The 20,091-nt window shown below is 36.3% G+C and carries 17 protein-coding genes, 3 tRNA genes and 1 other RNA gene; 13 read left to right on the top strand and 8 right to left on the bottom strand.

The window, feature by feature from the left end; genetic code table 11:
* Window positions 1-9: 9 nt before the first annotated feature.
* Entirely contained in the window at window positions 10-822 is an 813-nt protein-coding gene (locus E2R67_RS14150) for an AraC family transcriptional regulator (protein WP_208379541.1), read from the bottom strand.
* A gap of 120 nt (window positions 823-942) precedes the next feature.
* Between E2R67_RS14150 and E2R67_RS14145 the strand changes: the two genes are divergently transcribed.
* Window positions 943-2,343: an SLC13 family permease gene (locus E2R67_RS14145; RefSeq protein ID WP_134291603.1), complete on the top strand. Its 1,401-nt coding sequence runs from the start codon at window positions 943-945 to the stop codon at window positions 2,341-2,343.
* 374 nt (window positions 2,344-2,717) lie between these two features.
* Window positions 2,718-6,092: an EAL domain-containing protein gene (locus tag E2R67_RS14140; RefSeq protein WP_134291602.1), complete on the top strand. Its 3,375-nt coding sequence runs from the start codon at window positions 2,718-2,720 to the stop codon at window positions 6,090-6,092.
* 158 nt (window positions 6,093-6,250) lie between these two features.
* Here E2R67_RS14140 and E2R67_RS14135 read toward each other — a convergent pair whose 3' ends face one another.
* Both E2R67_RS14135 and E2R67_RS14130 read right to left on the bottom strand, forming a co-directional pair.
* Window positions 6,251-7,630 carry an ATP-binding cassette domain-containing protein gene (locus E2R67_RS14135; RefSeq protein WP_134291601.1) on the bottom strand — a complete coding sequence of 460 codons (1,380 nt, stop codon included), beginning with the start codon at window positions 7,628-7,630 and terminating at the stop codon, window positions 6,251-6,253.
* A gap of 154 nt (window positions 7,631-7,784) precedes the next feature.
* The gene (locus E2R67_RS14130; RefSeq protein WP_134291600.1) at window positions 7,785-8,510 is read right to left on the bottom strand and encodes a helix-turn-helix transcriptional regulator; all 726 of its coding nucleotides are present in this window, start codon (window positions 8,508-8,510) and stop codon (window positions 7,785-7,787) included.
* A 118-nt stretch (window positions 8,511-8,628) separates the two neighbouring features.
* Between E2R67_RS14130 and E2R67_RS14125 the strand changes: the two genes are divergently transcribed.
* Together E2R67_RS14125 and E2R67_RS14120 are read left to right on the top strand one after the other, a co-directional pair.
* The gene (locus E2R67_RS14125; RefSeq protein WP_134291599.1) at window positions 8,629-9,570 is read left to right on the top strand and encodes an alpha/beta fold hydrolase; all 942 of its coding nucleotides are present in this window, start codon (window positions 8,629-8,631) and stop codon (window positions 9,568-9,570) included.
* Window positions 9,571-9,650: 80 nt separating this feature from the next.
* The gene (locus E2R67_RS14120; protein ID WP_134291598.1) at window positions 9,651-10,220 is read left to right on the top strand and encodes a YdeI/OmpD-associated family protein; all 570 of its coding nucleotides are present in this window, start codon (window positions 9,651-9,653) and stop codon (window positions 10,218-10,220) included.
* Between the two features lie 950 nt (window positions 10,221-11,170).
* On the opposite strand, the gene E2R67_RS14115 is transcribed toward E2R67_RS14120, so the two are convergent.
* The 3 genes from E2R67_RS14115 to E2R67_RS14105 form a co-directional block, all read right to left on the bottom strand.
* A tRNA-Met gene (locus E2R67_RS14115) sits at window positions 11,171-11,247 on the bottom strand.
* A 45-nt stretch (window positions 11,248-11,292) separates the two neighbouring features.
* Window positions 11,293-11,369, bottom strand: a tRNA-Met gene (locus tag E2R67_RS14110).
* Between the two features lie 494 nt (window positions 11,370-11,863).
* Window positions 11,864-11,940: transfer RNA gene (locus E2R67_RS14105), tRNA-Met, on the bottom strand.
* 352 nt (window positions 11,941-12,292) lie between these two features.
* Between E2R67_RS14105 and E2R67_RS14100 the strand changes: the two genes are divergently transcribed.
* The 3 genes from E2R67_RS14100 (at window position 12,293) to E2R67_RS14090 (ending at window position 15,174) form a co-directional block, all read left to right on the top strand.
* A complete protein-coding gene (locus E2R67_RS14100; protein WP_134291597.1) occupies window positions 12,293-12,634 on the top strand; it encodes a hypothetical protein in 342 nt (113 codons plus the stop codon).
* A 154-nt stretch (window positions 12,635-12,788) separates the two neighbouring features.
* On the top strand, window positions 12,789-13,697 hold the full coding sequence (locus E2R67_RS14095) for a glucosaminidase domain-containing protein (RefSeq protein WP_134291596.1): 909 nt from the start codon (window positions 12,789-12,791) through the stop codon (window positions 13,695-13,697).
* Between the two features lie 214 nt (window positions 13,698-13,911).
* Window positions 13,912-15,174 (top strand): outer membrane protein transport protein, encoded by a 1,263-nt coding sequence (locus E2R67_RS14090; protein ID WP_134291595.1) that lies wholly within the window; start codon window positions 13,912-13,914, stop codon window positions 15,172-15,174.
* Window positions 15,175-15,273: 99 nt separating this feature from the next.
* Here the strand turns inward: E2R67_RS14090 and E2R67_RS14085 are convergent, their stop codons facing one another.
* Both E2R67_RS14085 and E2R67_RS14080 read right to left on the bottom strand, forming a co-directional pair.
* Entirely contained in the window at window positions 15,274-15,624 is a 351-nt protein-coding gene (locus tag E2R67_RS14085) for an RnfH family protein (RefSeq protein WP_134291594.1), read from the bottom strand.
* Between the two features lie 66 nt (window positions 15,625-15,690).
* Complete coding sequence (locus E2R67_RS14080) at window positions 15,691-16,128, bottom strand: SRPBCC family protein (RefSeq protein WP_134291593.1); 438 nt, start codon at window positions 16,126-16,128, stop codon at window positions 15,691-15,693.
* Window positions 16,129-16,288: 160 nt separating this feature from the next.
* On the opposite strand from E2R67_RS14080, the gene smpB reads away from it, so the two are divergent.
* From smpB to E2R67_RS16795, 6 genes are all read left to right on the top strand, one after another.
* Complete coding sequence (smpB, locus tag E2R67_RS14075) at window positions 16,289-16,774, top strand: SsrA-binding protein SmpB (protein ID WP_134291592.1); 486 nt, start codon at window positions 16,289-16,291, stop codon at window positions 16,772-16,774.
* A 95-nt stretch (window positions 16,775-16,869) separates the two neighbouring features.
* Window positions 16,870-17,223: a transfer-messenger RNA gene (gene ssrA, locus E2R67_RS14070) on the top strand.
* 196 nt (window positions 17,224-17,419) lie between these two features.
* Window positions 17,420-18,697, top strand: coding sequence for a tyrosine-type recombinase/integrase (locus tag E2R67_RS14065; protein WP_134291591.1), 1,278 nt, complete (start codon window positions 17,420-17,422; stop codon window positions 18,695-18,697).
* A gap of 63 nt (window positions 18,698-18,760) precedes the next feature.
* A complete protein-coding gene (locus tag E2R67_RS14060; RefSeq protein WP_134291590.1) occupies window positions 18,761-19,567 on the top strand; it encodes a hypothetical protein in 807 nt (268 codons plus the stop codon).
* Between the two features lie 75 nt (window positions 19,568-19,642).
* A complete protein-coding gene (locus E2R67_RS14055; protein WP_134291589.1) occupies window positions 19,643-19,834 on the top strand; it encodes a helix-turn-helix transcriptional regulator in 192 nt (63 codons plus the stop codon).
* A gap of 6 nt (window positions 19,835-19,840) precedes the next feature.
* The coding region (locus E2R67_RS16795; RefSeq protein ID WP_208379540.1) for a MerR family transcriptional regulator at window positions 19,841-20,091 on the top strand (251 nt) is incomplete at its 3' end.

The following is a 20,091-nucleotide window of genomic DNA, read 5'->3' as shown; positions in this document are numbered from 1 at the left end:
CGCTGATATTTATTCTTTTGTTGCATATTCTTGAGGTGTGCAGCCAAATTGGGCTTTGAAAGTGGTAATAAAACTACTCACACTTTTGTAACCTAATTCATGTGCAATAAACGTAGAGGTTTTCCCCTGTGTAATTAGTGCAAGTGAATTCATTAATTTAAAACGACTACGCCATTGGCGAAAAGTCATGCCTGTTTCTGACTTAAATAAACGTTCTATTGTACGTGCACTTGCACCAGCTATTTTTGATAAATCTGGTAATGAAAGCTGTTGATTTGGGTGTTGCACTATATAGTTAATCAATCGCTGTAAGCGCAAATCCTTTCCTGAATGGATATTGTTATTAAAAGGTTTAAGCACTTCTAATTCATCAATAGCGACTAAGCCCAAGTTTTTTATTTGTTGATCCGTTAATGATACTTTAGTGTCGGTTAGTTTTAGGATCACCTCGCGTAACAGATGGCTCATTGTTAGCATAACGATTGATTTTTCGTTTTGCCTAATTGGATAAGCGGGATCGATATATAGATTGCGTAATTGTGCTTGTGTTTCACTATTGACTTGATGTGGGATATAACTTGGTATCCAAACCGCATGTGTGGGAGGAAGCACCCAAATGGTGTTGTCGCTAGTAATACTTAACACACCCGTTTCCGCCCATAATAATTGGCCTCGCGCATGAGAATGAGCAACAACACCGGTTTCCGCTTGCATACTTCTATTATTTGTTAAAACGGGGCGAGTGTGATCATTAATAAATGCATTATCACTTGGTTGTAAGTTAGGTGTTAAGTTTGTCGTTTTATGAGTGTGTGTTGTCATATTTGTCACTTAAAGCGCCATTCAAGGTCGGTTATCATATAACCTTCTCGCTGTTGTTCGCAACAGACTTATATTTATATAACTTCTATCGGGCCTGCTCTTTGGTAAGGAAAATTATTAATGAAAGTTAAATTTAGTTTTAAAAACATTATTTTATTTAGTGTATTAGTCGCAGCATCTTTGCTTGTTTTGTTTCCCGTTAGTAGCCACCCAGCTTCTTTTTCCTATAGTGCTGCGATCATCTTAGTGACTTTAGCGTGCTGGAGCACTTCAATTATTCCGCCATTTTTAGCTGGGCTTATTTTTTTTGCGTTGTCGGCTATTTTTCATTTGGCTGATAATAGTATTTTACTCTCGGGGTTTGCATCATCTGCCGTATGGTTGATTATTGCAGGGTTTGTGATTGGATCTGCCATTGCGTCCACTGGATTAGATAAAAGATTAGCAGCGGTGATAGCGCCTTATTTGGTATTTAGTTACTCGCGCTTGATTTTTGGCTTGGTGGCAACGGCTATGTTACTTGGTTTTATTATGCCGTCTTCCGTAGGAAGGGCGATTGTGTTAATTCCAATTGGCATGGCACTAGCTGAAAAAGTTGGATTTGTTCAAGGCAGTAATGGGCGACGTGGAATCGCAGTTGCACTCGCACTGGCTTGTAATATCCCTAGTTTTGCGATCCTCCCTGCAAACATTCCTAATATGATTTTGACCGGAGCTAGTGAAACTTTATTTGGTATTCATTTTAGCTACATCGATTATGTATTGTTGCATTATCCTGTTTTAGGCATTCTTAAATCATTGTTACTTGTTATCTTGGTGTTGGTTATTTTTCCTGACAAAGTGGTAAATGAATGGGATATGAAAAAAGTAAAATCTGCTCCTGAAGCGAATGCCGATCAGAAAAAACAAAACAAAGTCGCTTGGCTTCTAGGCATTACATTATTATTTTGGATAACAGATTCAATTCATGGTGTGAACGCCGCTTGGGTTGGGTTAACAACGGCTATCATTTTGTTATTACCTAAATGGGGCGTGGTTGAGACTAAATCCTTTAACAGTATTGTTGATTTTGGAACGGTTATTTTTGTTGCCGCTGCATTAGGTTTAGGTGCTTTAGTGAATGCCTCCGGTGTAGGCGAGTCTATGGGACAAGCCTTTAGTTATTTATTACCCACATCAACTGAAAATACATTTTTAAGTTTTATGTCGCTTTCACTTATTTCAACCTTAACTGGTTTAGTGACTACTGTACCTGGCGTGCCAACTGTACTTTCACCTATGGCTGCTGATTTTGCACAATTAACAGGTTTTTCTGTTACAACGGTATTGATGACACAGGTAATAGGATTTTCTACTATTCTTTTTCCTTATCAGGTGGCACCTTTAATCATCGCAATGCAACTTTCAAGGGAATCATTAGCTAGTTTATTAAAAGTGACTTTACCCTTGGCTATTGTCACTATTTTATTCTTGATGCCATTAGATTATTTATGGTGGGCCACATTGGGGTGGATAAAATAAGTGTTAAGTGAAATTAAAGGTGGTGCTTATTTTTTGCATCACTTTTAAATTTTGAAACAATGTTAAGTTAGTAAAGTGTTGCCAATTTAACGATAAAAAAAGAGAATAATTAAGTTTATTTAACACAGGTCACCTTTGTATTTTATAGAAATCGAGTAAGTCTTAGAATCGTTGCTATAATCATTATGTTATTTTTATCTTTAAGCAACAGGGATGAAATACTTATTTTTATGAATAACTATTTTAGATGCTTTAAGTTATTATTTTAAATAGGGATATTGCTCACATCCTTTTTCATATTGACTGTTATTTTTGTAAATAAAAGTTAATCTTGATGTGCTGTAAATAGCTTAATATAAAGGAGAATTGCTCAAATGCCTGCGAGTTCCGTAAGTGAACAACATGCCTTAAAAAATGGTCTACCTACTATTGCAGTGCTAGTTGGCTCAATGACCTCTTCCTACCAAGAAGGCATCATGCTTGGTGTTAATCATGTCGCAGAAAAAAAAGGGTACAACGTCATTGGTTTTTGTGGTGGTGTACTTAATTCTTCAGATCCTCTTACCTTAGCGCGTGAAGACGTATTCAATCTTGTTGATATGGATTTAATCTCCGGTGTTATTAGTCCCTTTAGCGCCCATACTCATTTATTAGATGAACAAGCGACGCAAGAGTTTATCGGTCAATTTTCAAGTGTGCCTACCATCAATATCGGTAGTCATATTGATAGTTGCACTAATATATTGACGGATTATGAAACCGGATTTAGCGAACTATTTGAACATTTATATCATGTTCATGGGCGTCGAAATATTGTTTTTTTAAGAGGCCCTAAAAACCATGCGTCTTCGGATAAGCGCATGGAAATCTATAAAAAATTACTGCTGAAATACGATTTACCTTTTGATCCAGATCTTGTTATTTATGGGCATCTGAATGGGTCAACCACAGAAAAAATAAATAAAGAGTTTCTTGAAAAAAATACTAAACCTTTCGATGCCGCGATTGCTATAAATGACAATCAAGCCATTGGTTTTATTGATTTACTAAGAGAGTCTGGCTTACGTGTTCCAGAGGATATTGCAGTGATTGGCTCGATGGATACACTAGAAGGCGCTTTTGCTAGTCCTGCTTTAACCAGTATTCATGAACCTTTATTTGCATTAGGAAGAGCTGCTGCTCTTGAGTTAATTGAACAATTAGAAGGTAAGCCGCCTAGCGAAGATATTTATATTCCCACTACATTAATGGTAAGAAAGTCCTGTGGTTGTGATTCTGCGCTTTACCACAAAACGGATAAAACTTTAAAAAAAGAAGTGGAAGTAGCATTAAATCAAGATGACGATCTAATTTTTAAAGAAACAGAATCCTATATTGGCAACCTTGTTAAGCGCTACAAAGGTGGGATTATCAGAACCGAAGTGGCAGCGTTATTAACTGAATACCAAGAAGCGATTTACACAAAAGAATTCGAATTATTTTTAACTAACTTACAATTAAGGTTAGAAGAAAGCCTCAAGTCAGAAGATATTATGTTGTGGTTAGCATTAACTTCAAAACTTAAATTAAGTACATTGCGTTATTTAGAAATTGATAATGACAAAGCCCCTTTAATTGCATTAATGACGCGTTTGATTGAATTAAAAAACGATATGGAACAAGTCGCTATTAAGTTTCAACGTTTTGAAAGCGAATATTATTTAAATTATTTTAGAACCGTTGTTAACAACCTAAATTCAACTTTTGATTTAGCAGGTATTAAAAAATATACCGTTGACGTGCTACAACTTTCAGATTTATATATTTCTATTTTCCAAGATATTAATGCAGAGAGTGTCGTTGCTAATAACATTGTTTCAGTGCGTCATAATGAAACATTTGAAATAGAAAATAAAAACTTTGTCGCTAATAAATTATTGCCAGACGCTATTGAGCCTTACCAAAAACGTTTTACCTTGATGGTTTTTCCATTATCTTTCAGGAAAATGCCTTTTGGATTTATGGTGATCAATTTAAGTAATCGTAAAGGTACTGCCTTTGAAAGTTTGCGTGCGATTATAAGTTCAGCATTAAAAAATGAAACCTTAATTCAAGACTTAACTAATGCTGAAAAACGGTTTAGTGATATTGCCCATAGCACCTCAAATTGGTTATGGGAAACTGACGTAAATAATCAATTTACTTACTGTTCTGATTCTGCAAATTACATTATTGGTTATTCACCATCGTATTTAGTAGGTAAAAAACTCAATGAGTTTAATATTAATGATGGGTGTTTAGATAATATCTTAACGCATGAAAATTTAATTGATGTGGAATGTTGGTGTCGTCATTATGATGGCAGCATTATTTGCTTATTAGTCTCTGCAAAACCCATTGTCAATGATGGTGTATTCTGTGGTTACCGAGGCGTGTTTGAAGATATTACTGAGCAAAGAAAACAAGAAAATAAAATTAAAAACTTAGCTTATTCAGATACCTTAACAGGCTTAGCTAATAGAACAGCTTTTCAAGATAAACTAACAGAAACCATTGCCGCCTCGGAAAAAAACAAATCAAAATTTGCATTAATGTTTATCGATTTAGATCATTTTAAAAACATTAATGACTCTATGGGGCATGGGGCTGGCGATTTATTATTAATTAAATTAGCAGGGCGTTTAAATCAATCTATCCGCTCCAACGATATGGTCGCTCGACTTGGTGGTGATGAGTTTATTATTATTTTGCCTGATATTGAGCACAGATATGAAGTCGAAATGGTAGTGGAACGAATTTTCACTAACATCAAACAGCCTATTATTATTCACGATAAACCCGTTTATAGTGCCTTGAGTTTAGGTATTAGTTTATATCCTTCCGATGGTGAAGATGCACAATCTTTATTAACCAAAGGGGATAACGCTATGTACCAAGCTAAATCTCAAGGTCGTAATGGCTATGCTTTTTATGATAAATCATTAGAAGAGAAAAACGCATTACGCAATAAGTGTGAAGATGTTTTACGAGAAGCATTAGCGACTGAAGGCTTTGTTTTGCATTATCAACCTCAGGTGTCTGCGCAAACGGGTAAAATTGTAGGTTTTGAAGCGCTTGTTCGAATCATTAATAAAACCAAAGGACTTGTCTCACCCAATCACTTTATTCCACTCGCTGAAGAATTAGGCTTGATTGGTCAAATTGATGAATGGGTCTTTGAAGAAGCCTGTTCTCGACATGCTATTTGGCGAGATAAAGGCTTAGCTAGCGCCCGTTTATCTATTAATTTATCCGCATTACAATTGCGTAATGATTCTGTACTTGATGTTTATATTGAAATTATTGAGCGTTATAACATTGCACCTAAAGATATCCAGTTGGAAATAACCGAAAATACCTTAATTGAAAATGAACACACTGCACTTAAAATTTTACAAGGTTTTAAAGAATACGGTGTAAGTATTGCTCTTGATGATTTTGGAACAGGTTATTCTTCGCTTAACTGCATCAGTTTATACCCTATTGATACAATAAAAATTGACCGTTCTTTCGTTAAAGATGCAGTGGATAATCCTAAACATAAAGCCATTATTGAAGGGATTGTTTTAATTGCGAGTAGTTTAGATTTAAACATCATCGCAGAAGGGGTCGAAACGGAAGAGCAATATGAATTTATTAAAAAATTGGGTTGCCATGAAATACAAGGTTATTATTTTCATAAACCTTGTTCTGAAGAAGACGCAGAAGCATTATTAGAAAAAAATAAGTAGAAGATTACCTTAACTCACCAACACAATATAAAAAGCACTATTCACTGGTTTTAAGTTCATAGTGCTTTTGTCGTTTATTAGCTTAATAAATTACTTTAAGTATCGCGTTAAAATTAACGCATTAAATTAGTAAAAGATCTACTATCAATAACCATCGGTTAAAGCATAATATGCTGTTCAAAGATTGATAAAAACTCATCTTGCCTGTGACTTACTAGCAACATAGTACTATGTTTTTGTGTTGCTAAATGTTCTAAAAAGTTAAGCACTCGGTGTCGATTAAGTTCGTCTAAGCCTTGCGTTGGTTCATCTAATATTAATAAATATGGAGATTTTACCAAGGCTCTCGCAATTAATGCTAAACGCTGCTCTCCATAGCTTAAACTTTGAAATAAGGTTTTTTGTTCGGATAATAAACCGACTTTATCTAACCATTGGCGCGCGATATCAATTTGCTCTTGGGTAGGTTGTTGGTAAACCCCGATAGAGTCATAAAAACCAGAAACCACCACAGTTAATAGTTCGCTATTAACACGATATTGTCGATGCAGTTCAGAACTGACAATCCCCATTTGCTTTTTAAGCTCCCAAATCGTTTCACCTGAGCCTCGTTGATAACCTAAAACGTTAATATCATTGCTATAACATTGTGGGCAATCGCCTGTGATCAGCTGCATTAACGTAGACTTTCCACTGCCGTTAGGACCAGTGATCAAAGTATGCTGTAAAGGTTTTATTGCAACATTTAAATTCTCGAAAACATTCACTCCGTTGTAATGAACCTTACCTTCGGATAACTTAACCAAATAGGGATGCTGGTAATCAGATAGCTCCTTCATATTGTCAGGCCAGCTAGAGTCATCTTGCTTGGGTGCTAATAAAATATCTAATTGATGTTTAGTCTCTGTACTATCTAGATCGCCAATAACGTCTAAACGTCCTCGTTCAATAAAAGCAATCTTGTTACACCAATCTGGAATATCTTGTCGATTACTTAGCATAAGTAGCACGGTAATATTGGTTTTAGACAAACGTTCTAACGCTTTGGAGAGTGCCTCGCAGGAAGCTATATCTAAACTATCAAAAGGGTTGTCGCAAACGAGAAACTCAATACCGCTGAAAATTGCTTGTAGGATCAAAAGCTTTCGACTTTCACCTGTACTCAATTGAACATAGCGTGTATCAAGTCGATGAGCTAAACCAAATTCGTTAATTAATGGATCATCCCATTTATCTTGAGGAATAAAATCTTTGGCTTTAGTGCCAGTGTTATTTTCATCAACAAAGTCAGGCGCTTCTAGTTCAAGCGTATGCTCGTAAGTATCTTGTTGCATTTCAAATGAAATAATCGCAACTTTATTTTTATCTGGTAAGTGTAAATGTTCGACACTTTGTGCTTCTAAAGTGCCCATTAATAACTGATTGATATATTGTTTCCCTGAACCGTTTCGTCCTAATATGCTCCAATTTTCACGCTTTTCTAACTGCCAATTTTTGATAGTTAATTTATTGTGTTCAAGGTTAACGATGTTTATCATATTTTTTCTTCAGTTTAATTTAGAGGCGTTATTGCATTATAGATAGAAGAGATTCAGCTTATTCTCATTACTTTTCAATCAGTTTATGCGTCAGTATCACAACTGTAAATAGCAAGTCGATAATGATCCATTAACATTTTAAATGGAATAAAGACTAGCGCGAAAAGTCACGTACAGGATAAGGAGAAACATGATCATCAAATGGTACATATCGCCTTTGAAATGTTGTGCCTTGGACGTATTCTGGCTCGCTTATTCTATCCATTCGAAAGTGTCGAAAATCATCACGTTCAGGATCCCATGCAACTAAATACCACAATGGCGGTAAGATCAGCATCGCTTGGGGTTCAATAGTTCGGTTGGTTCTTACTCCTTTCGCATCACTATATTGAAAACTCAATAACTGCCGTTGAAGAAAAGCGGTTTCGAATGCTCCTAGTAATGAGGGCTCCATTATTCCCATGTCTGATATGTTGACCAGCGGTGAAAGCTCTCCTATATACAAACAATCTAATAACCTACGTAAATCACGCATCTTATCCGATGCTAAAGATTTTTCTATTTTGGCGAGTCCAGCATTAGCTAATTCTGAAAAAGGTAAGCTTTTAGCCGCACGCATAGAGGCAACACTAATAATAAGCGCAAAAACTTCGATCACAGATAATCGAGAAGTGCTTTGCATTGATTGAGAGTCAATTTGAAGTCCACCTCCTCGACCGGGCTCTGAGTGAATAATAAAACCTTCATCGCGAAGTTCGCTAATGTCCCTTAATACTGTGCGTTTGGATACTCCCACTTCTTCCGCTAACTTGGCAACAGTTGAAGTGCCATTACGGCGAAGGGTACGCATTATTGTGTCATGTCGGCGGCGAACATTCATTTTGTAAGTATTCCATAGAATGGTGACAGAATCTGTCACTGTTGAGTATTAATATAACGGTTGTGAATGTCAATAAAGAGATTTGCAATCACCTACAAACTCTAAATAAGGAACTACAATGCCTAATACAATTAATTTCCCTAAATCGACGCTTATCGCAGTCAACGGGATTGAACTCGAAGTTTTTGAAGCTGGCCAAGAGAATGTTGGTAACCCTATCGTGCTTTGTCATGGTTGGCCGGAGCATGCTTTTACTTGGCGTCATCAAATACCAGCTCTTGTTGCGGCGGGATATCATGTTATCGTGCCTAATCAACGTGGATATGGAAAGTCATCACAGCCAGCTGAAGTAACTGCTTACGATATTGAAAACTTATCAAGTGATCTCGTTGCACTACTTGATCATTATGGATATAAAAATGCGACATTTATTGGGCATGATTGGGGAGCAATGGTGGTTTGGGGGCTAACGTTATTACACCCTGAACGCGTTAATAAAGTGATTAATTTAGCGTTACCTTATCAAGAGCGTGGCGAGATGCCATGGATAGAAATGATGGAAGCAATATTTGGTGAGGATTTTTATTTTGTTCACTTTAATCGCCAGCCAGGCGTTGCAGATGCCATTTTAAAAGAAAATACAGCACAATTTCTTCGTAATATATATCGTAAGAATGTGCCTATGATGCCACCTAAACCAGGTATGGCGATGATTAATCTTGCAAAAGAGGAAGTGCCGCTCGGAGACCCTATAATGAGTGACAACGAGCTAGCCGTTTTTGTGAGTGCCTTTGAGTCAACAGGTTTTACAGGCAGTATAAATTGGTATAGAAATCTTGACCGAAACTGGCACCTATTAGCGGAAGTTAACCCAATTATCCAGCAGCCAACACTGATGATTCATGGTGCTCAGGATGTTATTCCCCCATTCGAAAGGCTGACAGATTTTGTGCCTAACGCAGAAGTAACCACGCTTGATTGTGGGCATTGGATCCAGCAAGAAAAACCGAATGAGACTAATCAAATCATCTTAGAGTGGCTAGAGCTGCAAGATAGCTAAATAACGCTTCATCACTCTCTGGATCAATCAAAGAGTGATGATGGTTAACCCTTAATAATTAAGTACAGGAGGTGCATTTAATGTCAGATGTTATTTTTTTTAATAACCAAGAAGAGTTTAGTGATTGGCTAGAAATTAATAATGGCCTTAATGAAATTTGGTTAGGTTATTTCAAAAAAGGAACAGGAAAGGCAACTTTTACGTGGTCAGAGTCTGTTGATGTCGCTCTTTGTTTCGGGTGGGTTGATGGGATACGAAAAACCATTGATGAAGACTGTTATAAAATTCGTTTTACACCGCGTAACATATCAAGTGTATGGAGTGCCGTGAATGTAAAAAAAGTGAGAGAGCTTATATCGACTGGGAAAATGAGGCCTGCTGGTCTTCACCTGTTTAATAGCAGAACAGATAAAGAAGGGTATTCTTCTGAAAGTAGGAATGTGCCATTTTCTAAAGAATACGAAGACAAAGTCAAAGAAAATGACACTGCTTGGTTATTTTTAAATAATCTAGCTCCGTCTTACAAAAGAGATTCAATTTGGTGGGTAATGAGTGCAAAGAGAGAAGAAACACGATTAAAGAGACTTCGAATATTAATCGACTCATCTGAAGCTGGCCTAAAAATACCAATGCTACGAAGCAAAAAATAAAATGACTTGAACCATAATGTCGATATTTTTATTTTCTAAAAAATAAGAGATGGTTTTGATAATAGGATTTGAGTTTGCGACCTTCACCATTGTTTACAGAGAGTTGAGCTCGACGAGCTAGCAAACTGATCAATTACTCTTTAGAAATGCTGTTTTGTATTAGGGAAATTGATTAAGCTGATTAGCTTAAAATTGGTTGCGAGAGCTGGATTTGAATCTATGGTCTTCGCCATTGTTTATAAATAGCTGAGACCGACGAGCTATCTGACTGATCAATTACTCTTTAGAAATGCCGTTTTGTATTAGGGGAATTGATTAAGCTGATTAGCTTAAAATTGCTTGTGAGAGCGGAATTTAAACTTGTGAACCTACGACCTTCGCCAGTGTTTATAGAGAGCTGAGACCGACGAGCTACCTGAGTGCTTTATCTTAAGTCTGTATTTTTATTTCTTAATTTTATGGGGATTTTTATCTTCTAAAGATATTAGAAATTGGTTGCGAGAGCTGGATTTGAATTTTCGGCTTTCGCCATTGTTTACAGAGAGTTGAGCCCGATGAGCTTTCTTTTCTTAAAACATTTCAAAATTGGTTGCGAGAGCGGAATTTAAACTTGTAAACCTACGATCTTCGCCATTGTTTACAAAGAGCTGAGACCGACGAGCTATCAGACTGATCAATTACTCTTTAGAAATGCAATTTTGTATTAGGGAAATTGATTAAGTTGGTTAAGCTGATTAGCTTAAAGTTGGTGGCGAGAGCGGGATTTGAATTTTCGGCTTTCGCCAGTGTTTATAGAGAGTTGAGCCCGATGAGCTGCCAGACTGAACCATCTCGCGATCGGAATTGTTATATTCTTTTATTTGAACATTAACTTTATGATCTTACAGAGGCTATTACGATTAGAAATTTTAATTTTTATAGATATTTAAACTTCTAAAGGAATTAGAAGTTGGTTGCGAGAGCAGGATTTGAACCTACGACCTTCGGGTTATGAGCCCGACGAGCTACCAGACTGCTCCATCTCGCGTCCGGAATTGTGTATCTTTTTCTTTAAAAATTTAAGCGTATAAATTGGTTGCGAGAGCAGGATTTGAACCTACGACCTTCGGGTTATGAGCCCGACGAGCTACCAGACTGCTCCATCTCGCGTCCGGATTTATCTTTCTTAAATCTTTGTTACTTAAATTTATAACCATTCTTATGTTTATAGAGAGCTGAGCTCGATGAGCTTTTCTTTCTAAAACACTTAAATAAGATTGGTTTTGATTGCAGTATTCTAACCTACGACCTTCGCCATTGTTTATAGAGAGCTGAGCTCGATGAGCTTTTCTTTCTAAAACACTTAAATAAGACTGGTTTCGATTGCAGTATTTTAACCTACGACCTTCGCCATTGTTTATAGAGAGCTGAGCCCGATGAGCTTTTCTTTCTAAAACACTTAAATAAGAATTGGTTTCGATTGCAGTATTCTAACCTACGACCTTCGCCATTGTTTATAGAGAGCTGAGCTCGATGAGCTTTTCTTTCTAAAACACTTAAATAAGATTGGTTTCGATTGCAGTATTTTAATCTACGACCTTCGCCATTGTTTATAGAGAGCTGAGCCCGATGAGCTTTTCTTTCTAAAACACTTAAATAAGAATTGGTTGCGAGAGCAGGATTTGAACCTACGACCTTCGGGTTATGAGCCCGACGAGCTACCAGACTGCTCCATCTCGCGTCCGTTTAAGTGCGGCGAATGATATAGAGATCACATTACATTGCAAGTCTTATTTGGTGTATTCAGGCAAATAAGCTTTCAATTGATTAAATAACAATCTAAATACAATATTAAAATTAAATTAGCTTAAATGATGAACAGATTTTTTATAAACCTATTTCAGTCTATTCATTTTTTAAAATGGAATTTTGGCCTTTTTATATTTGTATTTTTAAATAGTGAAAGAGAAGTCGATAAATTTTTTAACACTTCATTGATTATGATGCATGTATTTGTTTTGAAAAAAGGTATTATTAGCAAATCTATTAAGACGTGATAAACGTTTAACATTATCTAACAGTAAGAGGTATACATGGAAAATAAGAATGAGGATCAAGTTGATTCGATTCTTGAGTCTTTAACTGGCTTTAAAATTAAAGAATTTTTAATCATTATCGTGGTTGCGTATTTGTCAGTATTAACAACGCCAGCTGCCATTATTGGCATGGGGCTTGGACATCAACCCTTGGTTGCTATTATCGCGGTGATGTTAGTTCAATACTTATTGTTGGTTTATGTAGGAAAAATACATGGCTCAGGCATTCTTAGAACAATGACTCAAAAAGGTTTTGTTGGGTGGTTGTTATGGTTTGCACTGGTTTGCATGTTAATGCTTCCTGTTATCCATCTATTAAAAATATTTGGTGTGATCTAAATATAGTCAATAAAACAGCGTATTCACTTCTATTGATGCGCTGTTTAATCGCTCATTTCACTTTATTCATTTTACCCTCTCAACAATAATCTCATGCGTAATATCAAAAACTAGCTACAATAATGTGCTTAATCGGCTTATTCTCGGAATTTTTATGACTACAAAATTGTTAATACCACTTAGTTTTTCACTTTTTTTAATGGCTTGCTCAGAAGAACAGGACACAACAACGGTGCCTGTTAATGATCTCATGAAAAACCCGACCGTAATAAAAGTAAAAAATTTAGAAAAATTAAAAACGGTTTTAACTCCTTACGATTATACCTTTGATGATTGGGAAGAAGGGCTGCAAGAAGTTCCACGTTTAACTTTTTCAGGCTTTACTAAACAATTAAATGAGCAAATTGAAAAAATCCCAGTAGAAAATAAAAAGAGTGTATTTTTCCGCTTAATGTTGCCTTTGATTTTAGCGGCCAATGAAAAAATATTACATGAACGTGAAGTCGTAAAAACAAGTGCGTTAGATTCGCCAGAGCTGGTTGCCATTGCACTTAAGTATCGCGTTATCAAAGAGACTGTCGACACACTTACTCAAGCGAATAAAGATACCTTGTTAAAGCGAGTTAATATTATTCCGCCATCATTAGCCTTAGCACAAGCGGCAGAGGAAAGTGGCTGGGGAAGTTCACGCTTTACTCTAGAAGGGAATGCTTTCTTTGGCCAATGGGATTTCAGTGGTAATGGGATCAAACCCAAACAGCAACGTAAAGAGTTAGGTAACTATGGGATTGCGCGCTTTAAAAGTCCCTTAGCTTCTGTGGAAGGTTATATGTTGAATATCAATACCACTTCCGCTTATCAAAGTTTACGTGATTTACGTGCAACCCAAATTAAACAAAAGAAGCCATTATCAGGATTATTATTAGCGGGCACTTTACTTAAATATTCTGAAAGAGGGGAAGCTTACATAAAAGGATTACGTCATTTGATTCGTTACAATAAATTAAGTGCGATGGATGAAGCGTATTTATCAGGTAATCAATTGATTTATTTAGAGTTTTAGCTCTATTTTTTTGGCGTGGTTTTGCTTTATTTTTTTGTTGAAAAAATCATTACATCAAATTCAATCGCTCTAAATTTAACCAAAACAGCCACAAGTCTTTGCACTCGGTCACGCTTTTGGTGCATAAGTAGATGACAATAATGTTTCTGAATTATCATCCTTTCGTTAATTTTAGGTTACAGCGCGATTGCGCTACATATGTCAGGAATATTACATGCAAATACAACAATTACCCTTTTCTAAAAAAGCATTACTCGTTGGTGCTTTTTCAATTACCGCATGTCAGGTGAGTGCAGCTGGTTTTCAGTTAAATGCACAATCAGCTACCGGTTTAGGTCGTGCATTTGCAGGTGATGCTGTTATTGCTGACAATGCTTCTGTGATGTCGCGTAACGCAGCTGGCATGGCTTTGTTTGATAAAACTGCCATGTCTTTTGGTTTGAATGTGTTAAAAACTGATATTTCAGTGTCTGATGCGACTTACTCGGTAGCTTCTGCTAGTTCAAATTATGATGATGCAGGTGGTACTTCTTATGCGCCTAATTTCTATTTAATTGTACCATTAAATGAAAAAGTAGCTGTTGGTATTGATTTATATACTAATTTTGGGACAAGAACTGATTTTGATGATTCATTTGAAGCTGATGAATACGGCGGCTTAACCGATATTAAAAGCCTTAACCTTGGTTTAGTTGCTTCATATCGTATTGACCAGCAATGGAGTGTCGGTGGTGGTTTAGATATTATTTATGGTACCGGAGAATTAGAAAGATCATTAAGTGAAAATGTAAGTTCTGTTTTAACTAGCGGTGCATCTACTTCTGTACTCGCTTTAGATGCAGATGTTTCAGGTACTGCTGTTGGTTTTAATTTAGGGGCTGTATTTGAACTAGATGAAAATAATCGCTTTGGGTTGTCTTATCATTACAGCCCACAGCTAGAAGCAACAGGAGAAGTGTCTAAAATTAATTCATCTTATGCATTGGAAACGGAAAGTAACGATACTTTGTATTTAAACTTACCAGATATGGCAGAGTTCTCAGGCTACCACCGTATCAAGAATACACAATATGCAGTGCATTATAGTGTGCAATGGATTGGTTGGTCTTCTTTTGACACCTTGGAGTCAGAAACCTATGGCACGATAAGTGAGTATGAATGGAAAGATGCTTTCCACTTTTCACTGGGCGGAACATATTATTTAAATGATACTTGGACATTACGTACTGGTTATATGTATGACCAAAGTGCACAGGATGAAGTGACTTCAATTTCAGTGCCTGATTCAGATCGTCACTGGTTTTCAGCAGGTTTCACTTATCTATTATCTGAAAAATCAAACATTGATTTTGGTTTCACTTATTTATTAGGTCGAGATGTTGCTGTTTATGAAGAAACTGATGGAGTTTCTACAATTACAGGCACAACACACGCGGATGCGATTTTAGCCGCTGTACAATACAGCCATGAATTCTAACGTTTAACTTTCAGCGTTAAACAAAAAAGCGGCCTTTACTATTGAAGTAAAGGCCGCTTTTTTATGTGTACTCATTGAATAAAGCAAAGAAAGGAGGTGTTATTTATTATTTTGTTTGGCTTTCTCTGCACGTAATTTACGCATTTCTTTAGGGTCAGCGGTTAAAGGTCTGTAAATCTCAACACGGTCGCCTTGAGCTAGCGTATCTTCAAGTTTATGGGGTTTACTAAAAATACCAACAACCGCTTCACTTGGCACGATTTCTGGGAAGTATTGTGTTATGCCTGATAGAATAATCGCACTTTCAATGGTGGTGCCAGTTGGTACTTTTAAAGCCAATAGTTTTTGTTTGTGCGGCAAACCGTACACTACTTCTATATTAATGAGTTGATCGTCACTTGTGTGCTGATCATTTTCATTTTCTAGATTAGATTCAATTAATTCACTCATTATGATTCCGTGTTGCCATTGTTAATAAATAAAGCTAAAACAAAGTTGTTAAGAAACAAAAAAATACTAGCGAATACCATAAACGGTTTTAGCGCGATTTGAAAAAGACTTCACCATCGAACCCACTAATTCATGAAATACACGACCAAACGCTAATTCAACAATGGAGCTACTGAATTCAAATTGTAGATCTAAGCTTACTTTACAAGCTTGTTCATCTAATGCGGTAAACGTCCAGCCACCAGTTAAATGTTTAAACGGGCCTTCAATTAAATTCATCGTAATAGATTGGTTGGGTACTAGGGTATTTTCTGTTACAAAAGTTTGGCTAATACCTGCTTTAGCCACTTTAACCGACGCTTTCATCAAGTTAATTTCATCAACTAAAACAGCGGTTTCACTACAGCCTGGTAAAAACTCAGGGTAAGCATTCACATCATTCACTAATTGATACATTTCTTCTGCGCTGTACATCAATAATGCACTTCGTGATACTTCTGCCATAGTTTACCTCGTCCGAAAAATAGCATCTTACACGATGCATTCCGCTAACTGAAAAAAAACAGACTAAATTTGCTGATAAAATGAGAAAAATGCTTGTAAATGAGCGACTTTTCACCAAATCAAATAGCCATTTAAAAAAACAAACTTTATAATGCAGCCTATGGCTAAAAAAAATTCAAAAACAAAAAGTAATGACAATACGATAGCGCGTAATAAACGTGCTTCTCATGAGTATCATTTAGAAGAACGCTTTGAAGCAGGAATCGAACTGCAAGGTTGGGAAGTAAAATCCTTACGTGCAGGGAAAGCGAATATTGCGGATAGTTATATCTTCTTAAAGAACGGGGAAGCGTTTTTATTAAATTCGTCTATTCCACCGTTAATTGCCGCTTCGTCACACGTTGTTTGTGACCCGTTACGTTATCGTAAACTGCTTCTTAAAAGACGCGAGTTAGATAACTTAGTCGGGAAAGTAGAGCGTCAAGGTTATTCCATTATTCCAATTTCTTTATATTGGAAACATGCGTGGGTTAAGATCTCTTTTGCATTAGCAAAAGGTAAACAAGATCATGACAAACGCCACGATGTTAAAGATCGTGAATGGCAAGTACAAAAAGAACGCATGATGAAGCACAGCGTTCGATAATCAAGCAGTTAACAAACAATATGCAAGATAATGCTATCTTGCATCACTTAGCTTTGTTAGACTTGAAATGTTGGTGATTTATCACTAACCACTGTGGGGATGATTTAGGACTCGACGAGATTCTTGAAACCCAAGGTGCATGCCGAGGTGGCGGTTGGCCTCGTAAAAAGCCGCCAACGTTATAGTTGCAAACGACTCTAACTACTCTCTAGCAGCTTAGGCTAGCTAGCCTTCCACCCGCGCTTTTCCAATGGGTAGGGATTCGGAAGGTCATTTACATCGGATAGCGAGGGAACCTTGTTCGAGGGTGAACCGCGAAATAGTATCGGACTCGCTTTTTGATATCCTGTCAGTTGGAGATCAACGAGTTAACCAAATAACTGACTAAGCATGTAGTACCGAGGATGTAGGTTTTTCGGACGGGGGTTCGACTCCCCCCATCTCCACCACCTACCTTAAAAAAGACGTCTCAGGACGTCTTTTTTTCGCCTAAAATCTACCAAGCCCCTTTATATGTAGCGTCTTGCCTGTGTTTTGGTGTGTCGTAGTGAATCAAGTGAAATCACATAGTCTTAAGGTTTATTGACCCAACGATTGACCCAATCTATAATTGGGCTAAATCATTGGGTCAATGGAGTTAAAATAATGGCTAGAACCGTTACACCGCTTACAGACATAAAAATAAAAACAGCGAAGGCAAAAGAGAAGGAATATACACTTGCCGATGGTGGAGGGTTACAAGTCCGTATTATGCCTAATGGTACTAAATCATGGCGACTTAGATATAAAAACCCAATGACCCAAAAACAAGATCGTTTAACTCTTGGTACATATCCATCATTAACCTTAGTTGTAGCGAGAAAAAAACGAGATGAAATTCAAGAGTTATTAGCGAAAGGGATTGACCCAAAGAAAAATATAGAAAATGAAAAACAAGAATATGAAAAAAAGCATATTAATACTTTTTATTATGTTGCTAGTGAATGGATAGAATTAAAAAAGAAAGAAATAAAAGAAGGGACTATTAATGATATATGGCGTTCTTTTGAATTACACATCTTTCCTACTTTAAAAAATATTCCCATTTCAGATATTACTGCACCTTTAGCGATTGAAATTTTAAAACCAATTGAAAAGAAAGGATCGTTAGAGACCGTTAAAAGGTTATGCCACCGTTTAAATGAGGTTATGATTTATGCCAATAACTCAGGCATGATTTACGCTAATCCATTATCGGGTATTAATAAGGTATTCCATAAACCTACTAAAAAACATAATCCTTATTTAAGCTCTCCAGAAGAAGTACAAGAGCTAATGCATAAGCTATCTAACGCGAGATTGAAAGTGACAACACGCTTATGTGTAGAATGGACACTTCATACAATAACCAGAACCGCGACCGCATCTGGTGCAAAATGGGAAGAGATAGATCTAGAAAATAAATTATGGGTGATCCCTATTTCTAGAATGAAAATGACACAGAGAGAAAAGGAAAAAGCTGAAAAAAACAATAAAACAACTTTTAAAGTCCCTTTAACGCCTCAAATGTTGCGATTACTTGATGAAATACATTCTATTAGTGGGAATAGCCCGTATCTATTCCCAAGCGACCGAAATAAAAATAAACCAGCTCACCCAGATAGCACTGGCGCAGTATTAAGACGTATGGGCTATAAAGATATATTAACTGCACATGGTATGCGTGCGACCGCTTCAACTATCTTAAACGCTCAAGGGTTTGAGCGTGAAATGATAGAAGTTTGTTTATCACATAAAATTGGTAACGAAGTGAGTCGAGCATATAACCATCATGATTATTTAAAGCAAAGACGTCCCATTATGGAGTGGTGGAGCAATTTCATTGAAGAAGCAAAATATCAAAAGCCAGAAATAACCACTTTTAAGAACTTAAAAATAGTTTAAGTCTTAAGCTTGAAGTTTGAAAAATCCCTGTGATTATAAGCTTAGATATTTGAAGGTGAATTGATGGATTACAATAAATTTAAAAAAATAGCGCCAAATGCTTATGAGCATAAAGAAACAAAACAAAAAATTCTTAATATGAATGAATTTAGTGACTTTTTTACTTATCCAATTGGCTTATATAACCCTTTACCAAGAAATGAAAATGAAAAAATAAAAGCGTTTTTAAGCTCTAGTGAAGCGATGAGACTTTTAGAAATTCATTTAGGAGAAGCACCAAACTCGCTTAAATTTAGAGAAGAAAATTTAAAATTGATTGATGATGCTTTTCCTGCTGAAACAAGAGGTCGTCCTAGATTGTCGCTGGCTGATTGTCTTTTTCGGTGGGCTGTTTGTGTTACCTTTCATGGGAAGAAAGGTGCGGCAGAAGCTTTAAGTATTGATATTAAAGAATTAAAGATGAGCCTCCGTTATTTAGATGAATATGCCATGCTTTCTCATCCTATTAGATTAATTTTTGAAGGGTGGGATAATTTAATTCCATCTACTAAAGATCCTGTTTCGCAAGATGAAAAAGATTTAGTTAGTGTTTCTTATCATTTAGCGAGTTTAATCGTTATGAAGTTTGCTCCTTCCATAGAGAAAGTAGGTAAAATCACAGAAAAATATAGTGCAACAATGACATGGGAATCAAACCCAGTAGAAGACAAGCATCTATTATCGACTAAAGCCTATACCAAAGGCTGGTTGCATAAAATAAATGAATTAATTGATATAATGGAGAATCATAGCAAGAAATCAAGAGAAGAAAGAAAAGACATAAAAGCTCAGTATCAGTTAAATAAATTACAAAAGTTAGAAAAAAAATAATATTCCCCCCCTTTTTCAAAAGTTCAAAATTGCATAGTACTTCTCAAATCAATTCACATGGGATCAGGAGTATTTATGGAACATCAAACAGAGCTTAAAATCATTCGTTTAAAAGAAGTCGTTGCGTTAACTGGGTTATCTAAAGCAACTATTTATCGTTATATTAAAAAGGGAATTTTTCCAAAATCTAAAGAGTTAGGGATTAGAGCGGTAGGATGGAGCTTAAGTGATATTACCGAATGGTTAGAATGCCTTTCTAGTAAGTAACTTAATATGAATCATCATGTCTCTATCGATGAAGTTGCTGAAATTGCGAAGTATTCTAAAAAGACATTAATGAATTGGGTAAAAAAAGAACACCTTATCCCTCCCTTTAGGCTTAATAAGCTTAGAGGCTGGGAGCTCTCTTATTTACAAACACATAAATACCTTCAATATTTTTTTAAAGCTTATATCCCCCCAAATACCCCACCAAAAAAAGCAAAATTAGATTTAATACGAAAAAGCTTTTACAAAGGGTATTC

This window comes from Psychromonas algicola (genome assembly GCF_004378355.1).
GTDB lineage: Bacteria > Pseudomonadota > Gammaproteobacteria > Enterobacterales > Psychromonadaceae > Psychromonas.
The sequence above is the reverse complement of the archived record's forward strand: the minus strand, read 5'-3'. Positions and strand labels throughout refer to the sequence as shown.